At 74.1% G+C, this 23,928-nt stretch carries 18 protein-coding genes; 12 read left to right on the forward strand and 6 right to left on the reverse strand.

The window, feature by feature from the left end; all coding sequences use genetic code 11:
* Positions 1-18 precede the first annotated feature (18 nt).
* The 7 genes from KSE_RS03270 to KSE_RS03300 all read left to right on the forward strand — a co-directional run bounded on the left by KSE_RS03270 (position 19) and on the right by KSE_RS03300 (position 8,416).
* A complete protein-coding gene (locus KSE_RS03270) occupies positions 19-2,445 on the forward strand; it encodes a molybdopterin-dependent oxidoreductase (protein WP_014133842.1) in 2,427 nt (808 codons plus the stop codon).
* A complete protein-coding gene (locus tag KSE_RS03275; protein ID WP_014133843.1) occupies positions 2,442-3,620 on the forward strand; it encodes an acyl-CoA dehydrogenase family protein in 1,179 nt (392 codons plus the stop codon). Before KSE_RS03270 ends, KSE_RS03275 begins: the two co-directional genes overlap by 4 nt.
* A 64-nt stretch (positions 3,621-3,684) precedes the next feature.
* Positions 3,685-4,821: an LLM class flavin-dependent oxidoreductase gene (locus KSE_RS03280; protein WP_014133844.1), complete on the forward strand. Its 1,137-nt coding sequence runs from the start codon at positions 3,685-3,687 to the stop codon at positions 4,819-4,821.
* The gene (locus tag KSE_RS03285; protein WP_014133845.1) at positions 4,818-5,723 is read left to right on the forward strand and encodes an alpha/beta fold hydrolase; all 906 of its coding nucleotides are present in this window, start codon (positions 4,818-4,820) and stop codon (positions 5,721-5,723) included. Before KSE_RS03280 ends, KSE_RS03285 begins: the two co-directional genes overlap by 4 nt.
* Before the next feature lie 48 nt (positions 5,724-5,771).
* Positions 5,772-6,287 carry a flavin reductase family protein gene (locus tag KSE_RS03290; protein ID WP_014133846.1) on the forward strand — a complete coding sequence of 172 codons (516 nt, stop codon included), beginning with the start codon at positions 5,772-5,774 and terminating at the stop codon, positions 6,285-6,287.
* Positions 6,278-7,378, forward strand: coding sequence for an LLM class flavin-dependent oxidoreductase (locus KSE_RS03295; RefSeq protein WP_014133847.1), 1,101 nt, complete (start codon positions 6,278-6,280; stop codon positions 7,376-7,378). The genes KSE_RS03290 and KSE_RS03295 overlap by 10 nt, the downstream gene beginning before the upstream one ends.
* 168 nt (positions 7,379-7,546) lie before the next feature.
* A complete protein-coding gene (locus KSE_RS03300) occupies positions 7,547-8,416 on the forward strand; it encodes a hypothetical protein (RefSeq protein WP_014133848.1) in 870 nt (289 codons plus the stop codon).
* A gap of 63 nt (positions 8,417-8,479) precedes the next feature.
* Here KSE_RS03300 and KSE_RS03305 read toward each other — a convergent pair whose 3' ends face one another.
* From KSE_RS03305 to KSE_RS03325, 5 genes are all read right to left on the reverse strand, one after another.
* Positions 8,480-9,787 carry a hypothetical protein gene (locus KSE_RS03305; protein WP_014133849.1) on the reverse strand — a complete coding sequence of 436 codons (1,308 nt, stop codon included), beginning with the start codon at positions 9,785-9,787 and terminating at the stop codon, positions 8,480-8,482.
* A gap of 150 nt (positions 9,788-9,937) precedes the next feature.
* Positions 9,938-11,872 carry a discoidin domain-containing protein gene (locus tag KSE_RS03310; RefSeq protein ID WP_014133850.1) on the reverse strand — a complete coding sequence of 645 codons (1,935 nt, stop codon included), beginning with the start codon at positions 11,870-11,872 and terminating at the stop codon, positions 9,938-9,940.
* Positions 11,873-12,235: 363 nt separating this feature from the next.
* Positions 12,236-14,074, reverse strand: coding sequence for a pectate lyase family protein (locus tag KSE_RS03315; RefSeq protein ID WP_014133851.1), 1,839 nt, complete (start codon positions 14,072-14,074; stop codon positions 12,236-12,238).
* A gap of 236 nt (positions 14,075-14,310) precedes the next feature.
* The gene (locus KSE_RS03320) at positions 14,311-15,999 is read right to left on the reverse strand and encodes an AMP-binding protein (protein ID WP_014133852.1); all 1,689 of its coding nucleotides are present in this window, start codon (positions 15,997-15,999) and stop codon (positions 14,311-14,313) included.
* 152 nt (positions 16,000-16,151) lie between these two features.
* Positions 16,152-16,454, reverse strand: coding sequence for a hypothetical protein (locus KSE_RS03325; protein ID WP_014133853.1), 303 nt, complete (start codon positions 16,452-16,454; stop codon positions 16,152-16,154).
* A gap of 163 nt (positions 16,455-16,617) precedes the next feature.
* Between KSE_RS03325 and KSE_RS03330 the strand changes: the two genes are divergently transcribed.
* Positions 16,618-17,235 carry a GNAT family N-acetyltransferase gene (locus KSE_RS03330; RefSeq protein ID WP_014133854.1) on the forward strand — a complete coding sequence of 206 codons (618 nt, stop codon included), beginning with the start codon at positions 16,618-16,620 and terminating at the stop codon, positions 17,233-17,235.
* A gap of 60 nt (positions 17,236-17,295) precedes the next feature.
* On the opposite strand, the gene KSE_RS03335 is transcribed toward KSE_RS03330, so the two are convergent.
* On the reverse strand, positions 17,296-17,808 hold the full coding sequence (locus tag KSE_RS03335; protein WP_033258819.1) for a hypothetical protein: 513 nt from the start codon (positions 17,806-17,808) through the stop codon (positions 17,296-17,298).
* Between the two features lie 162 nt (positions 17,809-17,970).
* Between KSE_RS03335 and KSE_RS03340 the strand changes: the two genes are divergently transcribed.
* From KSE_RS03340 to KSE_RS03355, 4 genes are all read left to right on the forward strand, one after another.
* Positions 17,971-18,885: an amidohydrolase family protein gene (locus KSE_RS03340; protein WP_014133856.1), complete on the forward strand. Its 915-nt coding sequence runs from the start codon at positions 17,971-17,973 to the stop codon at positions 18,883-18,885.
* A 255-nt stretch (positions 18,886-19,140) separates the two neighbouring features.
* Positions 19,141-20,454 carry a glycoside hydrolase family 16 protein gene (locus tag KSE_RS03345; RefSeq protein WP_033258790.1) on the forward strand — a complete coding sequence of 438 codons (1,314 nt, stop codon included), beginning with the start codon at positions 19,141-19,143 and terminating at the stop codon, positions 20,452-20,454.
* Between the two features lie 414 nt (positions 20,455-20,868).
* Complete coding sequence (locus KSE_RS03350; RefSeq protein WP_014133858.1) at positions 20,869-22,626, forward strand: glycoside hydrolase family 64 protein; 1,758 nt, start codon at positions 20,869-20,871, stop codon at positions 22,624-22,626.
* A 409-nt stretch (positions 22,627-23,035) separates the two neighbouring features.
* Complete coding sequence (locus KSE_RS03355; RefSeq protein WP_014133859.1) at positions 23,036-23,923, forward strand: spherulation-specific family 4 protein; 888 nt, start codon at positions 23,036-23,038, stop codon at positions 23,921-23,923.
* Positions 23,924-23,928 lie beyond the last annotated feature (5 nt).

Raw genomic sequence — 23,928 nt, forward strand, 5'->3', positions numbered from 1 at the left:
CTCTGGAGTCCGCCCACCATGACCACGCTGCCCACCACCTCGCACTGGGGCGCCTTCCGGGCCGGCCCGCACCCCGCCGGCGGGGTGCTGGTCGAGCCGCACCCGGACGACCCGGCGCCCTCCCCGCTGCTGGCGGGCGTCCCCGGCTCGCTGCGGCACCGCACCCGGGTGCGCCGGCCGGCCGTCCGGGAGGGCTGGCTGCGCGGCGGGCCGGGGACCGGCGCGGGGCGCGGGCGGGAGCCGTTCGTGGAGGTCTCCTGGGAGCGGGCACTCGACCTGGTCGCCGGTGAACTGGCAAGGGTGAAGCGGGAGTTCGGCCCGCAGGCGGTGTTCGGCGGGTCGTACGGCTGGGCGTCGGCGGGCCGGTTCCACCACGCGCAGAGCCAACTGCACCGGTTCCTGGCCCTGTTCGGCGGCTACACCGCTTCCCGGAACTCGTACAGCCTGGGCACCTCGCTGGTGCTGCTCCCCCGGGTGCTGGGGGACGCCGAGGCGGTGCTGCGGGCCACCTCCTCGTGGCCGACGATCGTGCGGCACACCCGGCTGCTGGTCGCGTTCGGCGGCGTCCCGGCGAAGAACGTGTACGTCACGCCGGGCGGCGTGACCCGGCACACCACGCCCGGCTTCCTCGCCGAACTCGCCGCCGCCGGAACGGAGGTGACGCTGGTCTCCCCGCTGCGCGACGACCTGCCGGACGGGCCGGCCACCGACTGGCTGCCGGTCGCCCCGGGCACCGACACCGCGCTGATGCTGGCCCTCACCCACACCCTGGTCGCCGAGAACCTGCACGACCGGGCGTTCCTCGCCCGCTACACCAGCGGCTGGCCGGTGCTGGAGCGCTACCTGGACGGCCGGGCCGACGGCACCCCGAAGGACGCCGACTGGGCCGCGCCGATCTGCGGGCTGGCGGCGGAGCGGATCCGCGCGCTGGCCCGGAAGATGGCCGGCACCCGGACCCTGGTCACCGTCACCTGGTCGCTGCAGCGCGCCCGGTACGGCGAGCAACCGGTCTGGGCCGCCATCGCGTTGGCCAGCGCACTCGGCCAACTCGGCCTGCCCGGAGGCGGGTTCGGCCACGGCTACGGCTCGATGGGCGACGTCGGCGACACCGGGACCGCGCTCCGCCTGCCGTTCCTGCCCCAACCGGCCAATCCCGTCGACGAGTTCATCCCCTGCGCGCGGATCGCCGACCTGCTGCTGCACCCCGGCGAGGAGTACCCGTACGACGGCACCACCCGCCGCTACCCGGACATCCGACTGGTGCACTGGGCCGGCGGCAACCCGTTCCACCACCACCAGGACCTGGGACGGCTGCGCCGGGCCTTCGCCCGCCCGGAGACCGTGATCGTCCACGAGCCGCACTGGACGGCCACCGCGCGGCACGCCGACATCGTGCTGCCCGTCACCACGACGCTGGAACGCGAGGACTTCGGCGGCGGTCGGCGCGACACCCACCTGATCGCCATGCACCGCGCCGCCGACCCGGTCGGCGAGGCCCGCGACGACCACGCGATCCTCGCCGCGCTCGCCGAACGCCTCGGCTTCGCAGCGGAGTTCACCGAGAACCGGACCCCGCGCCAATGGCTGGAGCACCTGTACGGGCAGTGGGCCGAGCAGCTGCGCGCGGACGGGGCGGAGGGCGCGGGCAGCACCGGCAGCGCGGGCGGCCCGCCGTCGTTCGACCGGTTCTGGGCCGACGGCGAGTGGCGGCTGCCCGAGCAGCACCCCGAACGCACCCTGTTCGCCGAGTTCCGGGCCGACCCTGACCGGCACCCGCTGGCCACCCCCAGCGGCCGGATCGAACTGCACTCCCCCGCGATCGCCGCCCTCGACCTGCCCGACTGCCCCGGCCACCCCGCCTGGCTCGACCCGCGCCCCGACCCCGCCACCGCCCGGCGGCACCCGCTGCTGCTGATCGCCAACCAGCCCGCCACCCGGCTGCACAGCCAACTCGACGTCGGCGCCGCCAGTCTGGCCGACAAGGTGGCCGACCGCGAGGCCGTCGAACTGCACCCCGCGGACGCGGCGGAACGCGCGATCGGCGACGGCGACCTGGTGCGGATCTTCAACGACCGCGGCGCCTGCCTGGCCGGGGCCCGGCTCAGCGACCGGCTGCGCCCCGGCGTGGTCCGGCTGCCCACCGGCGCCTGGTTCGACCCCGTCCCCGACACCGAGCCGCCGCTGTGCGCGCACGGCAACCCCAACGCGCTGACCGCCGACCTGCCCAGCTCCCGGCTCTCCCAGGGCTGCACCGGCCAGCACGCCCCGGTCCAACTGGAGCGCTGGACCGGCGGCGACCCGCCCCCGGTGACCGTCCGCCACCCGCCCGTCCTGCTCCCCGCCCCGACGTCCGACCCGACGTCCGAGGCAACGCCCGACCCGGCGTCCGAGCCGGCGCCCGTCCCCCGTCCCGAGCACGCACCGCCCCCGGAGGCCGTCCGATGAGCGTCACCACCACTGCCTCGCCCGGCTTCCCGGCCCCCGCACTGGACGGGCTGCCCGCCGTGACCGCCGCGCTGGCGGCCTGCGCCGCCGCGCACGACCGGGACGCCGAACTCCCGCTCGCGGACTTCGAACTCCTGCACGGTGCGGGCCTGTTGACCGCGACGGTGGCCACCCGGCACGGCGGTCCCGGGGCCGGCCTGGCCGACACCGCGCGGATCCTGCGGGCGCTCGGCGCGGGCGACCCGGCGGTGGCACTGGTCACCGCGATGACGCTGTTCACGCACGCCGCCGAGGCCCGCACCCCGTACTGGCCGGCCGGCCCGCTCGCCGAACTGCTCGCCGAGTCCGCGCAGCGCCCGGTCCTGGTGAACGCGCTGCGGGTGGAGCCCGAGCTGGGCAGCCCGGTGCGCGGCGGCCTGCCCGCGACCACCGCCCGCCGCCGCGGCGACGGCTGGGAGCTGACCGGCCACAAGATCTACTCGACCGGCGCGTACCTGCTGGACTGGCTGCTGGTCTGGGCCGCGACCGACGAGGAGCGGCCCCGGGTCGGTTCCTTCCTGGTCCGGGCCGGCAGCCCCGGCCTGACCGTCGAACCGGTCTGGGACCACCTCGGCCTGCGCGCCTCGCGCAGCGACGACGTCCACCTGAACGCCGTCCCGGTGCCCGGCGACCGGGTCGGCCCACTCGCCCTCCCCGGCGCCGACGGCAGCCGCCACTCGATCGGCGGCGCCTGGAACGGCCTCGGCCTGGCCGCCCTGTACCTCGGCGTCGCCGGCGCCGCCCGGGACTGGCTGCTCGGCTTCCTGCACGAGCGCACCCCCAGCGCCCTCGGCGCGCCGCTGGCCTCGCTGCCCCGCTTCCAGGCCGCCGTCGGCGAGATCGAGGTCTCGCTGGCCGGGGCCGACCGGCTGGTCGACGCCCTCGCCGCGGCCGTCGACGCGGGCGAGCCGGGCGCCGCCGAGCAGACGGGCGGCGCGAAGCTGCTCGCCACCCGGGCCGCGATCGACGCCGTCCAGCAGGCGGTGGCCCTGGTCGGCAACCACGGCCTGACCCGCCACCACCCGCTGGAGCGCCACCTGCGCGACGTGCTGTGCGCCCGCGTCCACACCCCGCAGGACGACTCGGTCCTGCTCGCGGCGGGCCGGGCCGCCCTCGACCGCGTCCGCCCCCGCTGACCCCTCCTCCTCCGGCCTGCGCTCTTCCCTCCTCCTGTTCGCTCCTTCCGAAAGGACCACCGCCATGCCCGTCGAGTTCGTCGGCATGATCTCCACCCACGACGTCTCCGAGACCCGCCCGGCCACCGGCCCGGTGGTCGACCCCGGCTACACCCGCCGCTTCGCCCAGGCGCACGAGGAGGCCGGCTTCGACCGGATCCTGATCGCCCAGTCCTCCGGCAGCCCCGACCCGAACCAGGTCGCGGCGTTCGCCGCCGCCCACACCGAGCGCCTGGGCCTGCTGGTCGCGCACCGCCCCGGCTTCCTCGCGCCGACCGTCGCGGCCCGCACCTTCGCCACCCTCGACCAGTTCTCCGGCGGCCGGGTCGCGGTGCACGTCATCACCGGCGGCAACGACGCCGAGCAGCGCCGCGACGGCGACTACCTGACCAAGGACGAGCGCTACGCCCGCACCGACGACTACCTGACGGTGGTGAAGAAGGCCTGGACGGAGGACGCCCCGTTCGACCACGACGGCCCCTACTACCGGCTGGCCGACTTCCGCTCCGACGTGCGGCCGGTGCAGGAGCCGCGGATCCCGCTGTACTTCGGCGGCTCCTCCGAGGCCGCCTACCGGGTCGGCGGCAAGCACGCCGACACCTTCGCGCTGTGGGGCGAGCCGCTGGCCGAGACCGCCGAGCAGATCGCCCGGGTCCGGGCCGCCGCCGAGGCCGCCGGGCGCACCGACCTGCCGGGCATCAGCGTCTCGTTCCGCCCGATCCTGGGCCGCACCGACGAGGCGGCCTGGGAGCGGGCCCGCGGCATCCTCGGCACCATCGAGCAGCGCGGCAGCACGCCCGGCTGGCGCCGGGGCACGGCCCTGAACGGCGCCGACGCGACGCCGCAGAACGTCGGCTCGCAGCGGCTGCTCGCCGCCGCCGCCAAGGGCGACCTGCACGACCGGGCGCTGTGGACGGCCACCGCGAAGGCCACCGGCGCCGGCGGCAACTCCACCGCCCTGGTGGGCTCGCCGGAGACGGTCGCGCGCGCCCTGCTGGACTACGTCGAGATCGGCGTGACCACGCTGCTGATCCGCGGCTACGACCCGCTGGACGACGCCCTCGACTACGGCCGCGAGCTGCTGCCGCTGGTCCGCCAGGAGGTCGCCCACCGCGACGCGGCCGCCGCCACCGCCGTCCCGGCCGCCGCCGGTGTCCGGTGACCGCGACCGCGACCACGACCGCGGCCGTTCCGGCGACCGCGACCACCCCGGACGCCGGGGCGGACGCCCGCTGGGACCCGGCGCCCGGCGTCGCCGTCCGCGGCACCGTGCTGCTGCTGCCCGGCCGGGGCGAACACCCCGGCCTGTACGCCCGGTTCGGCCGCCGACTGGCCTTCGACGGCTACCGCCTCCTCGTCCCCGCCGACCACTCCACCGCCCCCACCGCCCTGTCCGCCCTGTTCGCCCGGGCGCGGTCCGGGCAGCCGGACGGCGGGCCGGTGGTGCTGGCGGGTTCGGACACCGGTGCGCTGCTGGCCCTCGCCCTGGCCGGGGAACTCGGACCGGACGGCCTGCTGCTGGCCGGCCTGCCGGACGGCGACCGGCCCGAGCCGGTCGCGGACGAGCCGGTCGCGGACGAGCCGGTCGCGGACGAGCCGGTCGCGGACGAGCCGGTCGCGGACGAGCCGGTCGCGGACGAGTTGTCCGCGCGTACGGCGTGCCCCGTCCACCGGGGCCTGCTGGCGACGGATCCCGGGTTCCGGCCCGGTGCCCTGTTCGACCCGGTGCCCGCGGCGCTGGCGGGGGCGGCGGCTGCGGCCCGTCCGGCGGTTCCGGTCCTGGCGTTCCACGGGCTGGCCGACCCGGTCGCCCCGGTCGGGGCGCTGCGCGCGCTGGCCGGGCGGCTGCCGTCGGTGGAGGCGGTCGCGGTGGCGGACGGGCGCCACGACGCGTTCAACGACGCCGCGCACCGCAGCGTCGCGGCCCGCACCGTGCTGTGGCTGGAGCGTCTCCGGGCCGGCCTCGACCGCCGGCCGGTCCCGCCCCCGCCCCTGCTCGTCCCGCTCGACTCCGGCTCCGACTCCGGCCCTGGCTCCGGCTCCGGCTCCGGCTCCGGCGGCTGACCGCCCACCCCGACGCCCCTCGCCCGCCCCCTTCGAAAGGACCCCTCCGTGACCACCCTCGACGAACGCCCGCCGACCGCGACACCCGCCGAACTGCTGCGCCGCACGCTGCGCCGGCACGCGTCCGGGGTGGTGGTGATCACCGTGCCCGGACCGGCCGGGTTCACCGCGACCTCGTTCACCTCGGTCAGCCTGGAGCCCGCGCTGGTCTCCTTCTACCTCGCCTCGGGGGCGTCCACGGCCCCGGCCGTGCGGGCGGCCGACGTGTTCACCGTGCACGTGCTGCACCGCGGCCAGGAGGAGTTGGCGCGGGCGTTCGCCCGCAGCGGCACCGACCGGTTCGCCGGGGTGCCGTGGCAGGAGGGCCCGCACGGCACTCCGCTGCTGGAGGGCGCCACCGCCCGGCTGACGGCCCGCCGGGTGGGGCTGCACCCGGTCGGTGACCACCTGCTGGTGGTGGGCGAGGTGCTCGCGGCGGACGTCCGGGGCGGGGAGCCGCTGCTGCACCACGACGGCGGGTTCGGCGGGTTCGCGCCGGGCGCCGGGGAGGGCCCGTGGGGCTGACCGTGCACTGGTTCCTGCCGACCACCGGCGACAGCCGCGAGGTGGTCGGCGGGGGCCACGGCTCGGTGCCGGGGGCGTCCGGCGGCGACCGGCCGCCGTCCCTCGGCTACCTGGGGCAGATCGCCCGGGCGGCCGAACTGCTGGGCTTCGCCGGGGTGTTGACCCCGACCGGCCCGTGGTGCGAGGACGCCTGGCTGACCACCGCGATGCTCGCCGCCCGGACCGAGCGGCTGTCCTTCCTGGTGGCGTTCCGGCCGGGCCTGCTCTCCCCGACCCTGGCCGCCCAGATGGCGACCACCTACCAGAACCTGTCCGGCGGCCGGCTGGCGCTGAACGTGGTGACCGGCGGCGAGTCCCGCGAGCAGCGCGCGTACGGCGACTTCCTCGACAAGGACGAACGGTACGCGCGGGCCGGGGAGTTCCTCTCGGTGACCGGACGGCTGTGGCGCGGCGAACGGGTCGACCACGCGGGCCGGCACCTGCGGGTGGAGGGCGCCGAGCTGACCCGGCTGCCCGCTCCGGTGCCCCCGGTGTACTTCGGCGGCTCGTCGGCGGCGGCGGAACGGGTCGCCGCCCGGCACGCGGACGTGTACCTGACCTGGGGCGAACCGCCGCCGCTGGTGGCCGCGAAGGTCGGCCGGATCCGGGAGCTGGCCGCCGCGCACGGACGCCGGCCGCGGTTCGGCGTCCGCCTGCACACCATCACCCGGGACACCTCCGCCCAGGCCTGGGCGGAGGCCGATCGGCTGCTGGCCGGCATGGGCGCCGAGCGGATCAGGGAGACCCAACTCGCCCTGGCCCGCAGCGAGTCGGAGGGGCAGCGGCGGATGCGGGAGCTGCACGGCGGATCGGCCGACCGCCTGGAGGTGTACCCGAACCTGTGGGCCGGCTTCGGCCTGGTCCGCGGCGGCGCGGGCACCGCGCTGGTCGGCAGCCACGCCGAGGTCGCCGACCGGATCGAGGAGTACCACCGGCTGGGCGTGGACGAGTTCGTCCTCTCCGGCGTCCCCCACCTCGAAGAGGCGTACCGCGTCGGCGAGGGCCTGCTCCCCCTCCTCGCCGCCCGCGGCCTGCTCCCGAGCCTCCGCTGACCGGACCGCCCCGGAGCCCCGGCCCGGTCACCGTCGTCGCGGGCGCGCCCCGCCGGGAGGATGAAGGCCCGGTCGCGTCGGCCGGGCGGAACGGGCCGGGCGGGCTAGCTTCGTGGACGAACGCGGGCGCCGAACCGCAGCGCCCGCGCCCGTCCCGATGGAGTCCCCATGCGGATCCCCAGCATCCTGGCCGCCGCCCTGACGGCCGCCCTCGTCCCCACCACCGCCCTGGCCGCACCGTCCCAGCGGTCCGCCCCGCCCTACGCCCGCGACCTGGCGGTGACCGTCGCCGCCCCCGACCCGGCCGCGCCGCCCGGCGCCACCGTGCCGTTCACCGTCGTGGTCTGCAACCACGGCACCGAGACCCCGCAGACCCCGGCCACCCTGGTGGTCAACGGGCCGCCGGACGAGGGGATGCAGCTCTCCTCCGACTCCGTCGAGGCCACCGGCGGCGGCTGGAACTGGATCCGGCTCCCGGTCGCCCAGGGTCTCCGGCCGAACCAGTGCAGCTATCTCAAACTGCGCTCGCGCACCGTCAGCACCCTGCCCGGCCCCAGGAGCTACCCCGGCGGAACCGCAGAGGTCAGCTGGGACGGCGAGCAGAACCCGGCCGACAACCTCGCCACCTGGACCTCGGAGATCTCCGCCCCGGTCACCGGCGCGTACCTCGCGCTGGCCCGGCCCCCGCTGCCCACCGCGCCCGGCGACCCGGCCGACTTCGAGGTGGAGGAGCGCAACCTCGGCCCGTCCACCGACTACCCGTGGCGCGGCCGCCTGGTCGCCCAACTGCCGCCCGGCTCGACCTTCTTGAGCTCCGCGCCGGACTCGTCCCCGTGCGCGTACTCGGACGACGCGACGACCGCGGTCTGCCCGGACGGCGTCGGCAACACCTGGGCCTGGCTCAACCGGGGCTTCGCCGTCCGGATCAGCCCCACCGCCCCGCACGGCGGCACGGTCACCGCCACCCTGACCTACGAGGCCCCGGCCGACCCCGCGCCGCACGCCTTCGTCCTCAAGGTCGACATCCCCGTCCGGTGACCCGGCACCGCGCTCCCCGCCCGGCCGCCAGGGCGGGGAGCGCGGCCCGACGGCCGCCGGCCGCTACTGCTGTCCGGTCCAGGCCGAGCGCGGTTGGGACTTGGCGCCGCGGAGGGTGGCCGGGTCGATGTCGATGTCCGCGTAGAAGACGCCGAGGTTGTAGCCGTCGCCCTCGGTGTTGACGGTGACGCTGATGTCGGTGTCGCCGTTGCGCAGGTACGGGGAGACGTCCCAGCGGTTGGCGTCGTAGCCGAAGGTGTTGGGGTAGGCGGGGTTGCGCGGGAAGCGCTGGGCGGGGTCGGCGTTGTCGAGGTTGGAGGTGAAGGCGTCGTTGGCGGGGTGCAGGGCGTCGCTGAAGCGGGTGAGCGGGCCGTTGGTGCTCTTGAGGTCCATCGTGTCGCCGGTCCACTTGTGGTCGCCGTCGTAGACGACCCAGCCGAGGTGGCCGGTGACGGGACCGGTCGCGGGGGTCTTGAGGCCGGTCAGGGTGCCGGTGAGGGCGGGGCTGTTGGGGAGTTCGGGCTGGAAGCCGTCCCAGAGGTGGAGGTGGCGCAGCGGTTCGCAGTCGCGTTCGTAGGCGACGACGACCGTCCAGCCGCCCCAGCTGTGCGGCTTGACGACGGAGTCCATGTCGGCGGCCTCGTAGGTGCCGGAGCCGTGGCCGCGGACCTGGTCGGTGATGTCGGCGGAGGCCTGGTAGCTGCTCTCGTCGTCGGTGGTGATGTAGCCGATGGAGGGCTGCTGGTTGGCGATGTTGGTGTACTGGGCGTCGCCGGGGAACTTGAAGTAGATCTCGTCGACCTGGCTCTCCGGCAGCACGGTGTCGCCGATGCCGCGGGTGCCGCCCCAGTAGAGGCGGGCGTACTTGACGGTGGCGCCCTCGGGGATCAGGAGGTCCGCGGAGCTGGAGGAGTAGATGGCGTCGCCGAGCGGGCCGACGTGGCCGGGGCCGTCGATGTTGATGTACTTCATCGGGAAGTTGTTGTTGATCGGGCGCGGCCCGTCGCCGTTGCGGGCCTGTTCGCAGGGGGCCTGGGCGGGGTCGACCGGCGGCTCGGTCTCGTCGCAGGTCATCAGGGTGTTGCCGATGTGGGTGATGCCGCCGTGGAAGTCGCCCTGGAAGCGGGTGGTGAACGGCAGCCGGTTCTCGGTGATGGTGTGCGCGGCGGTGACCCGGGTGTGCGCGGTGGCGGCCCGGCCGCCGGCCGAGTGCGCGGCGGGGACGGCCAGCGCGCTCGCGGCGGCGACGAACGCGGCGGTGGCGGTCAGTGCGCGCCGGGTGGGGCGGGTGAGACGGGCAGGGCGGGCGGCCTGGGCGAGCTGGGTGGACGGGGTGGGCTGGGTGGACGGGGTGGGCTGGGGACGGGACACGTCGGGGACTCCTCTGACGAATGGTCAAGACGCCTTCCCGCGAAGGCACTTCTACCTGACCATCCGTCAGACGGTCGATCGGCGTATTGGGCCGAACGGCGGCATTCCTGACTATTTGCTGAGAATGACGCCATTCGGGAGGGTGAACGGTCAGGCCCGCTGTTCGACCCGGACCCAGTCGACGGCGAGGGTCGCGGCGCCGGCCGCGACCTGGTCGACGGTGGCCTGCGGCAGGCCCCAGTACGGGGTGGTGACCTTGTTCCAGCCGGCCGGGTAGGCGCCGCCGAGGGCGAAGTTGAGGATCACGTACTGGTCGCGGTCGAACACCCAGGCACCGCGGGTGGCGAGGGTCTTCTGTCGGGGAACTTCCAGGTACGCGGTGCCGTCGAGGCTGAACCGCATGCCGGCGGGCGTCCACTCGACGGCGTACACGTGCCAGCCGGTGACGTCCTGGCCCGCCGGGAAGTGCCGCAGGCCGCCGATGTTGCCGTCGGCGGAGTAGCCGGGGCCGTGCAGGGAGCTGCTGGTCCAGTCCGGGTAGCCGATGTTCTCCATGACGTCGATCTCGCCGCAGTCCGGCCAGGAGACGTCCGGGTCGTCGACGTTCGCGCCGAGCAGCCAGAACGCGGGCCACAGGCCGAGCCCGACGGGCAGCTTCATCCGCGCGCTGACCCGGCCGTGGGTGAAGCGGACGGCGGCGCTGGTGTCGATCCGGGCGGAGGTGAACGCGTACCTGCCGCCGCCGGGGGCGGTGTAGCCGCCGGGCAGGTGGCGGGGGGTGATGAGGAGTTGGCTGTCGGAGATCCGCAGCGTGCTGGGGTCGTCGACGTACGCCTGCGACTCGCCGTTGACCGAGCCCATGGTGGAACCGGTGACCACCACCCGCCACTTGCTCCGGTCCAGGGCGGTGCCGGCGAAGTCGTCGAAGAACACGGTGCGGTAGGCGCCGGTGCCGTCGACGGGCAGCGCCGGGTACTCGGCGGCGGCGCTGCCGCCGGTGCCCCAGACCTGGAACGCGTAGAGCGAGTAGCCGAATTGGGCGGTGTAGGGGGCGGGGCTGTAGAACCGGCGGCGGCGCAGGCCGAGCATCCGGACGTAGCGGCCGGTGACGGCGGCGGGCAGCGTGACCGCGTCGTGCAGGCCGGCCGAGCTGCCGGGGGTGCCGATGTCGGCGTCGCGGGCGGCGACCTGGGCGGCGGTCGGCTGGTGGACGGTGCGCCAGTTCTGGTTGTCGTCGGACACCTGGAGCTGGTAGTCGACCGCGTAGGCGGACTCCCAGTGCAGGTCGAAGGCGGTGATCCGGGCGGGGGCGCCGAGGTCGACGGAGATCCACCGGTGGTCGTTCCAGTCACTGGCCCAGCGGGTGGCGTCACCGGTCAGCCCGGCGGGGACGCCGCCGTCGAAGGCGTGCAGCGGGGTGTGGCCGGCGTCCTGGTAGTAGTTGCTGTCACCGGGGTGGTTCAGCGCCAGGTCGGCGGTGCTCGTGGCGGCGGGAGCGGGCGCGCCGCCGTAGACCTGGAACGCGTACAGCGAGTACCCGTACGGGGTGGCGCGCTGCAGGCCGCGCATCCGGACGTAGCGGGCGAGGGCCGGCTGCGGGTGGGTGTGGATGGTGGTGGTGCCGCCGGTCCCGGCGTTCTCGGTGTAGACCGACTGCCAGGCGGCGCCGTCCCGGGAGACCTCGACCACGTACCTGAGGCCGTAGGCGGCCTCCCAGACCAGCACCACCTGGCTGACCCGGATCACGCTGCCCAGGTCGATCCGGATCCAGGCGTCGTCGGCGAAGTTGCTGGAGAACCGCGAGCCGGCGTTGCCGTCGAACGCCGCCCCCGCCCCGAACGGCCCGCCCTCGGCCCCGGAGGCACTGGCGGCCGCCGGATCGGCGGCGTACGCGGCGGCGGCCCAGTCCGCGTCCCAGGCCAACCCGCTGGGGGCTCCGGCGCCTTGGGCAGCGCCTTGAGCCGCGGCTTGGGCGGCGGCTTGGGCGGCGGCTTGGGCAGGGGCGGGGCCGGACAGGGGGAGGCCGGTGGCGCCGGCGGTGAGGGCGGCGAGGAGCAGGGCGTTGCGGCGGCTGAGCTCGGTCATGGGGGACTCCGCTACGAGTGGGGGTGGGGGGTGGGGGTGGGGTGGGGGTGGGGTGGGGGTGGGGGTGGGGTGGCGGTGCGGGGCGCGGGCCCCCAGGTCGGGGGCGGGGGTCCGCGTGGTGCGGCCCGCCACGTCCTCGGGCCGGAGGGCGCGGCGGGCCGGGCTCGGTGGTTCGGCGGCTCGGTGACACGTCACGGGTTTCGGTGACACGCCACGTATTTGGGTGACACGTCACCGGTATCGATGAGGCATCACCGATGACGCGTCATGGGTGTCGCGTCACAGATGTCCCATCACGGATGTCGCGTCACGGATGTCCCATCACAGATGTCGCGTCACGGATGACCCGTCATCGATGACGTGTCACGGGTAGGAGACGACGTTGCTGGGCCCGCCGAAGCTCGGGTCGACCGCGCGGCCGGTGCCGTTGATCACCGAGTCGATGCCGCCGGAACCGTTCAGGAAGACGGTCAGCAGGTCGTGGAACTTGACGCCGGGGGTCGCGGGGGCCTGGAAGGCCATCGAGTTGCGGATGTCGACGCCCTGGTTGAAGTAGGAGTAGCTGCCCATGCCCCAGCCCTCGAAGGTCTTCACCTTCGGGCCGACGGCGAACGCCGGGTAGCCCTTCTGCTGCTTGCTCGCCATCCACGCGGCCTGGTTGGGCACGTCGTAGGGGTTCTCGTTCTGGAAGAAGACCACCCGGCCCTGCTCGCCGTTCCACTGCACCTCGGTCTTCTGGAAGTGCTCGACGGCGAGGCCGGTCGCGGTGACCCGGTCGCCGTTGACGACCAGGCCGGTGTCGCTGCGGGCGCTGGTCCAGTTGCCGCCGCCGGTGCCGTGGTCGGCGCGCCAGATCCAGGCGTCGTCGATCAGGGTGTCGTCGCTGTTGATCTCCAGGGCGGTGGTCGCGGATCCGTTCAGCGCGCCGCCGACCCGGAAGAACACGTCGGAGAGCGCGATCGGGTCGTCGCGGTGCGCGGCCTTGCTGCCGCGGCTGCCGACCTGCATCAGGACCTGGGACCTCTGCTCCCCGGCGTCGATGATCAGGCCGGAGACGTTGACGCCGTCCACGTCGTCGACCTTGATCGCGGCGTTGCCGTCGGTCGGGACGAGGGTGGCGAAGCCGAGGCCGACGACCTGGGTGCCGGGTCGGGTGACCTTGATCGCCTCGGGCAGCCGGTAGACGCCGGGGGTGAGCAGCAGGTCGCGGCCGGCCCGGAGGGCGGCGTTGATCTGCTGGACGGTGGCGCCGGGGCGGACCAGGTAGAAGTCGTCCAGGGAGCGGGAGTTGCCGGGGGTGGGGCCGTTCTTCCAGGTGGTGCCACGGGAGTCGCGCTGCGCGGCGGGCACGAAGACCCGGTACTCGCCGTGCTCGTCCAGGTAGAGGTAGGGGGCTTCGCGGGTGACCGGGCAGCTGTCGAGGGTGGTGTAGGGGGAGGCGGCCGGGTCGGTGGAGAAGGACTGGGCGGGGGCGCCCTCGGTTCCGCAGAAGACCTGGTTCCAGACGCCGTTGGTCCAGCCGTCCAGGGTGCTGGTGCGGGTGAAGAACTGCTGCTGGGAGCCGTTGATCACGGTGCCGCCGGTGAACTCGGAGTCGGCGATGAAGCCGCCGCTGGCCCAGGCGGGCGAGCCGGTGCAGTAGTCCATCAGCGTCACGTTGCCGTTCATCCGGACCCGGCGCAGCGGTGCGGCCTGGGAGACCGCCCAGAAGTCGGTGCCGCCGTAACAGCCGCTCTGGCCGGCGACGTTGACGGTGAGGTTGCTCAGCGAGCGCCAGAAGTTGGTGGTGGCGTAGCACTGCGACTGGTCGCCGCCGACGCACTGGTTGTACACGTTGACGGAGCCGTTGATGACCACGTCGCCGGGGTTGCGGCCGAGGCCGGCCACGCTCTCGTAGAAGCCGACCGGGAAGACCAGCGGGTCGGCGGCGGTGCCGTAGGTGCCGGGCTTGAACAGGATCGCGTAGCGCTGGGGGCCGAACTCGTTGCCGGCCTGGGCCTGGGCGAGGGCGTTCAGGCGGTCCTGGACCTGGGCCTTGGGCATGCCGGGGTCGAGCACGACGACGTTCTCGCCGAGGCTGCCGCCGCCGGGCGGCACGGGGGCGGCGGCGGCCTGGGTGGTGGGGGTGACGAGGGCCGCGACGAGGGCGGTCGCGGCAGCCGCCGCGAGGCCGTAGCGGCGGGACCGGGGAGCTCGGTTCATGGGGGTGCACACCCGTCTGGTGGGATCCGGGGACGGCGGCCGGGCCCGGGGTGCGTGCTGACCGCACGTCAGCCGCAGACCCCGACCGCTTACTTCACGGCGAGATTTAACGTCTGAGAAAAGAGGGGCGTCAAGACCTGCGGCAGAGTCGGTCCGCACCGACACGCGTCGAGGCCGGACCCCGTTCGGGGTCCGGCCTCGGCGGAACAGCAGGTCGGCGGCGCTTCGAGGACGGCTCAGCCGGCCAAGATGGCCGCCGCGCGCTCGCGCATCTCGACCTTGCGGACCTTGCCGGTGACCGTCATCGGGAACTCGTCGACCACGTGCACGTAGCGCGGGATCTTGAAGTGGGCGAGCCGCCCGGTGCAGAATGCGCGCACCGCCTCGGCCGTGAGCGGCCGCGCGCCCTCGCGCATCCGCACCCAGGCCATCAGCTCCTCGCCGTACTTGGCGTCGGGCACCCCGATCACCTGGACGTCGAGCACGTCCGGGTGCGCGTACAGGAACTCCTCGACCTCGCGCGGGTACACGTTCTCGCCGCCGCGGATCACCATGTCCTTGATCCGGCCGGTGATCGAGAGGTAGCCGTCCGCGTCCATCACCGCCAGGTCGCCGGTGTGCATCCAGCCGTCCGGGTCGACGGCCTCGGCGGTCTTCACGGGCTCGGCCCAGTAGCCGAGCATCACCGAGTAGCCGCGGGTGCACAGTTCGCCGGGCTCGCCGCGCGGCACGGTGTGCCCGGTCTCGGGGTCGACCACCTTGACCTCCAGGTGCGGCCCGACCCGGCCGACGGTGGAGACCCGGCGCTCGACCGAGTCATCGGCCCGGGTCTGGGTGGAGACCGGGGAGGTCTCGGTCATGCCGTAGCAGATCGAGACCTCCGTCATGCCCATCCGCTCCATCACGCCCTTCATCACCTCGGTCGGGCACGGCGCGCCCGCCATGATGCCGGTGCGCAGGCTGGACAGGTCGTACCCGTCGAAGCCCGGGTCGGCCAGCTCGGCGATGAACATGGTCGGCACCCCGTACAGCGAGGTGCAGCGCTCGGCGGCCACTGCGGCCAGGGTGGTCGCGGCGTCGAAGGCGGGGGCCGGGATGACCGTGCAGGCGCCGTGCGAGACGGCCGCGAGGTTGCCCATCACCATGCCGAAGCAGTGGTAGAACGGCACCGGTATGCAGATGCGGTCCCGCTCGGTGTAGTTGCACAGCTCGCCGACGAAGTAGCCGTTGTTCAGGATGTTGCGGTGCGAGAGGGTGGCGCCCTTCGGGAAGCCGGTGGTGCCCGAGGTGTACTGGATGTTGATCGGGTCGTCGGCGCTCAACCCCCGCTCGATCTGCGCGAGTTCGGCCTGCCCACCGTCCCCCGCCGCGCCTGCGGCCTCCCCCGCCGCCAGCAGCGCGGGCCAGTCCGGGCCGTCCAGCAGCACGACGTCCGCCAACTCGGGGCAGCGCGGCCGCACTTCGGCGATCATCGCCGCGTAGTCGGAGGTCTTGAACCGCTCGGCGGCGACCAGCAGCCGCACCCCCGCCTGGTTCAGCACGTACTCCAACTCGTGGGCGCGGTAAGCCGGATTGATCGTCACCAGGATCGCGCCGAGCCGGGCGGTGGCGTACTGGACGAGCGTCCACTCGGCGCGGTTCGGCGCCCAGATGCCGACCCGGTCGCCCTTCCCGACCCCACGGGCGCGCAGACCGAGCGCCACCGCGTCCACGTCGGCGGCGAGCCGGGCGTACGTCCAGCGCCGGCCGGTGGCGTGCTCGACCACCGCCTCCCGCTCGGGAAAGGACCGCACCGCGCGGTCGAGGGCGGCACCGACGGTGTCGTCCAGCAGCGGCGTGCCGGACGGGCCGGAGGCGTGGCTGAGCGGGAGCGGATCGTGCGACAAGGTGGCCTCCTGGACCGGGCGGTACCGACGGGTACCCATGCTGCGCACCCCGGACGGCCTTGACCAGACCCCCTCCGACATCCGGACGGCGGCGACCGGGGGCGGACGGAAGCCCCGCCCGCCGGGCCGGACGTCCTCGGGTTCCAGCGGTCGGGCGGGGGCCCGCCGGGCCGGGGCCAGTCGGGCCGGGTTCAGTCGAGCAGGGTGCGGTCGCTGATCACGTCCAGGTTGCGGAACGTCGGCGGCCCGTCGCACAGCGCGGCGGCGCGGGCCGCGAACTCGGTGGTCTCGGGGCGCTGCGAGTTCTCCATCGCCACCTCGTACGAGGGGAACTCCACGATGTTCAGGTAGGTGTCGGTGCCGTCCCGGTCCTTGGTCTGCAGGGCGCGCACGGCGAGGCGGTGGCCCTCGTTCTTGGCGGCCCACTCCTCCAGCAGCTCGTCGAACTCCTCGATCCGCCCGGTCCGGTACTCGATGATCTGGATGAACCTCACCGGTGGCCTCCTCGGCTCACGCGGGCGGGCGACCCACCCGCTGCGTCCAGCGTCCACTCGGGCCGGGCAGGCCGCAATGCGGGACGGCGAGGGACGGCGTGGGACGGCGGGGAGGGTGCGGGCCCGGGTCCTTGGGTGGCGTCGTGCCCGGCATACTTGTCCGATGTTCCGACCCGAAGACGGCGGCGCGGCCGCGTTCGCTCCCGAAACCGTCCGCACCGAGCGGCTGACCCTGCTGCCGCTGCGGGCCGAGCACGCGGACGAGTTGGCCGCCGCACTGTCCGACCCCGCCCTGCACGCCTTCATCGGCGGCGCCCCGGACGACGCCGACACGCTGCGCGCCCGGTACGCGCGCTGGGCGGCCGGCTCGCCCGACCCCGCCGAAACCTGGTGCAACTGGGCGGTCCTGCTGCGCGACAGCGACGGCGATGACGGCGGCGATGACGGCGACGGGAACGGTGGCCGCCTGGTCGGCACCGTCCAGGCCACGGTCACCGCCGGCGGCCGGACCGGGGCGAGCGCGGAGATCGCCTGGGTGCTGGGCTCCCCCTGGCAGCGGCGCGGCATCGCCCGCGAGGCGGCCCTCGGCCTGGTCGGCTGGCTCCGACAGCGACCGGTCCGGACGGTCGTCGCCCACGTCCACCCCGACCACGCGGCGTCCGCCGCCGTCGCCGCCGCGGCCGGGCTCACCCGTACCGACCGCTGGCACGACGGCGAGGTCCGCTGGGAGCTGGACCTGGAACCGGGGCCGGGGCTGGAACCGTCGGAGGGCACCGGCTGAGCGCTTCCGTCCCGCCTGCCGCCCCGTCTGCCCTCCTGGCAAGCGGCGGGGCGGTCGGGCTCAGAGCCGGTGGCGGACGTACTCGGGGTGGGCCGGGCCGCGTTCGAGCCGGTTCTCGTCGAGGCCGTTGACGATCCGCAGCCGCTCGCCGTCGGCGAAGGCGAACTCGACCGCGACGGTGCCCGCCGCCACGTCCCGGCGATCGGACGGGCGCCACTCCAGCAGGGCGGCTTCGCGCAGTTCGCGGCCGCGCAGGTCGTCCAGCAGGTCGTGCCGGCGCGACCACTCGGGGATGAACTCCGCCCACTCCCAGCCCGTGATGGGCGCCGCGGTGTCGATCGCGTCCCAGTCGATCGAGAGCCCGTCCAGCTGCCAGTGGCACAGCTCGACCCGGCGACCGTCGAACTCCAGCACCACCGGGCAGTCCGCGTACCAGTCGCCGTCCTCGGCGAACCGCACCACCGCGAACCCGGTCAGCCGCCGCCCCGCCAACTCCGCCAGCCTTTCCCCGTGCGCGCGCCGCACCGCGTCGAGGCCGACCAGCGGCACCCGGTCGAACCCCTTGATCCCCATGTCGTCCACGACGCCGACCCTGTCAGCCGCCCGCACCGGACGCCAGCGGATTCGATCCCGCGACCGCTACCGCCGTCGCCGCCACACCGCCACAGCCGTTGGTGAGCGAACGGACGTGCGGCATGATCGTCCCGTGACGAACCCGGCACGAGAGGAGTCCCGATGAGTTCCCCGCAGCAGGCAGCGGCCCCCGAGGGCGACGAGACCCGCGAAGTACGCGGTTTCTGGGGCGCGTTGGGGCTGCCCGGGCTGGTGGACGTGCACACGCACTTCATGCCGGAGCGGGTGCTGCGCAAGGTCTGGGAGTACTTCGACGCGAACGGTCCACTGGTCGGCACCCGTGGCTGGCCGATCACCTACCGGCACGGGGAGGATGAACGCACCGCGCTGCTAAGGCAGTTCGGGGTGCGGGCGTTCACCTCGATGCTGTACCCGCACAAGGCGGGGATGGCCCGTTGGCTGAACGGCTGGGCGGCGGAGTTCGCGGCCCGGACGCCGGACTGCCTGCACACCGCGACGTTCTTCCCGGAGGACGGGGTCGCCGGGTACGTCCGGGAGGCGCTGGACGCCGGGGCCCGGGTGTTCAAAGCACACGTGCAGGTCGGCGGCTACGACCCGGCGGACCGGCAACTGAACGCCGTGTGGGGGATGTTGGCGGAGGCCGGCACGCCCGTGGTGATCCACTGCGGCTCGGGCCCCGCACCCGGCCGGCACACCGGGCCGGAGCCGATCGCCCGCGTCCTCGCCCGGCATCCGCAACTGGCGCTGATCGTCGCCCACTTGGGCATGCCGGAGTACCGCGAGTTCCTCGACCTCGCCGACCGGTACCGGCGGGTGCACCTGGACACCACCATGGCGTTCACCGACTTCACCGAGGAGTTCGCGCCCTTCCCGCCCGAACTGCTGCCCCGGCTGGCCGCGCACGGCGACCGCGTGCTGCTCGGCACCGACTTCCCCAACATCCCCTACCCGTACCTGCACCAACTCCGCTGCCTGGAACGGCTGGACCTCGGCGCCGACTGGCTGCGCGCGGTCTGCCACGACAACGCGGCCCGGCTGTTCGAACTGCCCGCCTAGGGATCGACGCGGGCGGCGCCAGGGCCCTGCCGGGACAGCGTGGAGCCCTGCGACACACTCGTGAGAGAGCGCTCTCAGAAGATCGCCCGGACTGGGCCCCCTGCAGCTTCCAAGAAGCGAAGGCGAGTTGCCGCCAAGGTCGAGAAAATCCCCTGTTCTTTGACATTGCCATGCCGATAGCCCGTCCGTACGATTCGGGTCTACCGGCGGAGGCGCCCCGCCGCAGAGAGCGCTCTCAAGCAAAGGATTCCCCCCATGGCTGCTGCCCCACGCACGCGCCGTTGGTCCCTCGGCGGATTCGTGCTCCTCGTCACCACCGCCCTGGTGGCCGCCGCACCGTTCGGCCCCACCCCCACCGGTTCCGCCCCGTCCGCCGCCACCCCGCTCGCCGCCGCGCCGGCGGCCGCACCGCCGGCCGCACCGCTGGCCGCCTCGAACTGGGGCGACGACTTCGACGGACCGGCCGGATCGGCCGTCGACCCCGCCAAGTGGACGCCGGAGACCGGCGGTTCGGGCAACGGCAACCACGAACTGCAGTACTACACGGCGGGCGCCGCGAACGCCGCACTGGACGGCCAGGGCCACCTGGTCATCACCGCCAAGCGCAACACCGACGCCGGGCTGTCCTGTTGGTACGGCACCTGCCAGTACACCTCCGCCCGGCTGAACACCTCCCGCACCTTCACCCAGGCGTACGGGCACTTCGAGTCGCGGATCAAGATCCCGCGCGGACAGGGCATCTGGCCCGCGTTCTGGATGCTCGGCAACGACCTCTCCACCGCGGGCTGGCCCAACAGCGGCGAGCTCGACATCATGGAGAACATCGGCCGCGAACCGGGCACCGTGCACGGCACCATCCACGGCCCCGGCTACTCGGGCGCGGCGGGCATCGGCGCACCGTACAGCCTGCCCGCCGGACAGTCCTTCGCCGACGCCTTCCACACCTTCGCGGTCGACTGGAGCCCCACCGCCATCACCTGGTCCGTGGACGGCACCGCCTACCAGACCCGCACCCCCGCCGACCTGGGCGGCAACCGCTGGGTGTTCGACCACCCGTTCTTCGTGATCCTCAACCTGGCGGTCGGCGGTGACTGGCCCGGCAGCCCCGACGGCTCCTCCACCTACCCGCAGACCATGACCGTCGACTACGTCCACACCACCACCTGGGGCGGCAGCACCGGCGGCGACTACACCGGCCGGATCACCGGCCCCGGCGGCATGTGCGTGGACGTGGCGGGCGCCTCCAGCGCCGACAGCACCCCGATCCAGCTGCACAACTGCACCGGCAACGCCGCCCAGCAGTGGACCGTCGGCACCGACGGCACCGTCCGCGCCCTCGGCAAGTGCCTGGACGTCGCCGCCGCCTCGCACAACGACGGCGCGGTCATCCAGCTCTACACCTGCAACGGCACCAGCGCCCAGCAGTGGACCCACCGCTCCGGCAACGACTTCCTGAACCCCGGCTCCGGCAAGTGCCTGGACTCCCCCAACGGCTCCGCGGCCGACGGCACCCGGCTGCAGCTGTGGACCTGCAACGGGAGCGGCGCGCAGAAGTGGACGCTGGGCTGATGTCACGTCACTGATGTCGCGACACCGATGACGCAGCACGGATGACGCAGCACGGATGACGTGACACCCATGTCGCGTCATCCGTGAGGTGTCATCAATGCGGCATCGCCCACCCACTGTCGCGGCATCGATGCTGCGACATGGATGCGGCGTCACCAATGTCACGACATCGATGTCACGACACTGATGTCGCGACACCTATGCGGCGTCATCGATGACGCGACACGAATGACCAGTCACCGATGACGCAACACGCATGGCGCGTCATTGATGACGCGACACCGACCACGGGCCGCCCCCACCGGCCCCTTCCCCGCGCGGCCGGCCGTCCCTCGCCCCCATCCCCGGTCGGCCGCGCCCCTCACCCTGCCTCCCTCCCCGCTTCCCTCCCACCCGAGAGGACTCCCCCACGCCATGACACCCCCTCCCACCTCCGCCTCCGCCTCCGCCCTCACCCCCGGCTCCGTCCCCACTCCCGGCTCCGCTCCCACCGGCCCCCGGGCTTCGCGGGTCTCCAGGCGAGCCCTGCTGGCCGCCGCCGTGCTCGCGCTGCCCGCCTCGTACCTGGCCGTCGGCGGGCGGGCCGAGGCGCAGACGCCGGCGACGCTGCCGCTGGACCTGGTGAACACCACCGGCAGCGCGACCGTCTACGCGTACGTGGTCGGCCGCGACCCGGCGGCGGGGGGCGGGTGGGCGTTCCTGCAGGCGGACGGGGCGAGCCTGTACCACCCGCCGAACCCGGCCGGCGACCAGACGCCGCTGGGGGTGGACTGCGCGATCGCGCTGAACGCCTCCGGGGCGGCGGCGCGGCGGGTGACGCTGCCGCACCTGGACAGCGGGCGGATCTACTTCTCGGTCGGGGCCAAGCTGACCTTCCTGATGAACCGCGGCGGCGGGCTGGCGCTGCCGTCGGTGGTGAACCCGAGCGACCCGAACATCGACGTCCGGCACGACTTCTGCGAATTCACCTTCAACAACGACCAGTTGTTCGGCAACATCACCTTCGTCGACATGGTGTGCCTGCCGATCGCGTTCCAGTTGGAGGTCTCCGGCGGCGCCACCCAGACGGTGCGCGGCCTGCCGTCCGACGGCCTGGCGCGGGTGGCGTCCGCGCTGCGGGCCCAGTCGGCCGCCGACGGTTCGGACTGGAGCCGGCTGGTGGTCAACCGTTCCGGCGCCGACCTGCGGGTGCTCGCGCCCAACCTGGCGATCCGTGGCAACAGCGCCCTGTTCAGCGGGTACTTCGAGCCCTACGTCGACCAGGTGTGGAGCAAGTACGCGGGCACCGACCTGCGGATCGACACCCAGTACACCTGGGGCGCGTTCACCGGCCGGGTCAGCGGCGGCACCCTGAACTTCCCCGGCGCCGGGTCGTTCGCCAAGCCGTCGACCCTGGCGATCTTCTCCTGCAGCGACGCGCCGTTCACCACCGGCAACGACCTGATGGGCAACCTGAGCGCCCGGCTGGCCGCCGCGTTCAACCGCACCACCCTGCTGGGCAACGCCAACCAGCCCACCGGCGAGAACCCGGCCGCCTTCTACACGCAGGCCCGCACCAACCACTACGCCCGGATCCTGCACTCCACCACGCCCGACGGCCTGGGCTACGCCTTCCCCTACGACGACGTGCACCCGGCGGGCGTCGACTTCGAGGGCAAGGTGCAGTCCGGCAGCCCGGCCCGCTGGGTGATCACCGTCGGCGGCCTGGCCGGCGGCGGCACCTCCACCCCGTCTCCCACGCCCACTCCGTCCCCCGCCCCCGGCGGCGGCAGCGCGTTCGCCACCGTGCAGGCCGAGTCGTACACGGCCCAGTCGGGCGCGCAGACCGAGGTCTGCTCGGACACCGGTGGCGGTACGGACGTCGGCTGGCTGGCCGACGGCGACTGGCTGCGCTACTCGCTGGACTTCGGTTCGAGCGGCGCGACCCGGATCGACGCCCGGGTGGCGTCCGGCGCGGCGTCCGGGGTCAGCGGGCTGGTGCAGGTCCGGCTGGGCAGTCCCACCGCCGCCCCCGTCGGCAGTTTCGCGGTCGCGGGCACCGGCGGCTGGCAGTCCTGGCGGACCGTCCCGGCCGACCTGGCGCGGATCACCGGCGTCCAGACCGTGTACCTGACCTTCAGCAGCGGTCAGCCCGCCGACTTCGTCAACCTCAACTGGTTCGTGTTCTCCTGACCGACCGAGAGACGGGGGAGGGACAAGGAGAGCCGGACGGCCCGCCGCCGGTCGGGTGGTGCACGCGGAGCGCCCCGGTCCCCCTCCGGGGCGCTCCGCGCGGCGGTGGTGCCGGGCCGGACGTTCGGGGTCCGTCGGCCGCGGTCGTCCACCGCTCGGAGAGCCCTGCCGCGTTCTCCCGCCGCGGGGCTCTGGTCACTGGTCCGGGGTCAGAGGCCCCCGGTGTCGGCCGCGGACTTTCCTGCGGCCGCGGCACCACTGTGCGCCGGGGCGATAAACCCCCGATTGACGATCGATGACCGTTCGGCTGCCCGGTCGGCGGCGTCGGTCTTGGGGTTCACCGCGGCCGGTTAGCATCGGGGCCGAGCGGGCGTCAGGGGGACACCCGCCGACTGCTTGGGGGAATCGCATGCGCACGCGTGCCAAGGGTCTCGCCGCCCTCCTGCTGGGTTCGATGCTCGCCGTCACCGCCGCCGCCCCGGGGGCCTCCGCGGCCCCGGTGCGCGGGCTGGAGATCGGCGTCCCGGCCTACGTCTACCCGAACGACCCGATGCTGCTCGCGGCGCAGTCCGCCCAGCCGGCGCCGTCCATCGTCATCCTCAACCCGGGCAACGGCGACGTGCCGTTCGACGCCTCCTGGCAGGCCCGCGCCGACGCGCTGCGCGGGCGGACCACCGCCGCCGGCGGGAAGACCCGGGTGCTCGGCTACGTGCACACCGAGAACGCCACCCGCGACGTGGACGCGGTGCTCGCCTCGGTCCGCAACTACCTGGTGACCGGGGACGGCAGGCTGCACGTCGACGGCATCTTCTTCGACACCACCAGCCGCGACTGCGGCCCGGGCAACGCCAACCGCGACTACTACCTGAACCTGCGCCGGCAGGTGCAGTCGCTGGTCCACGCGATCGACCCGGACGCGGAGGAGCTGGTCGTCGACAATCCGGGCACCGCCGTCGCCGACTGCTTCCTGGAGCCCGGCAAGCGCACCGCCGACACCTTCGTCACCTACGAGAACACCTACGCCGCCTACACCGGGGGCGGCTGGCTCGGCGGCAACGTCTTCAACCTCACCGCCGGCTACTACTCGGGCGCCTCGTTCGACCCGGACGGCACCTCGTTCTGGCACCTGGTGCACGCCGTCCCGGACACCGCCGCCCTGCACACCGCCCTCGACACCGCGTTCGCCCGCGGCGCCGGGTACGCGTACGCCACCGACGACGTCCTGCCCAACCCCTGGGACGCCAGCCCGGGTTGGGGTTTCGGCGCGGAGACCTCGTACGCCGCGACCATCGGCTGACATCG

The organism is Kitasatospora setae KM-6054 (genome assembly GCF_000269985.1).
In the GTDB taxonomy this organism is placed as follows: Bacteria; Actinomycetota; Actinomycetes; order Streptomycetales; family Streptomycetaceae; genus Kitasatospora; species Kitasatospora setae.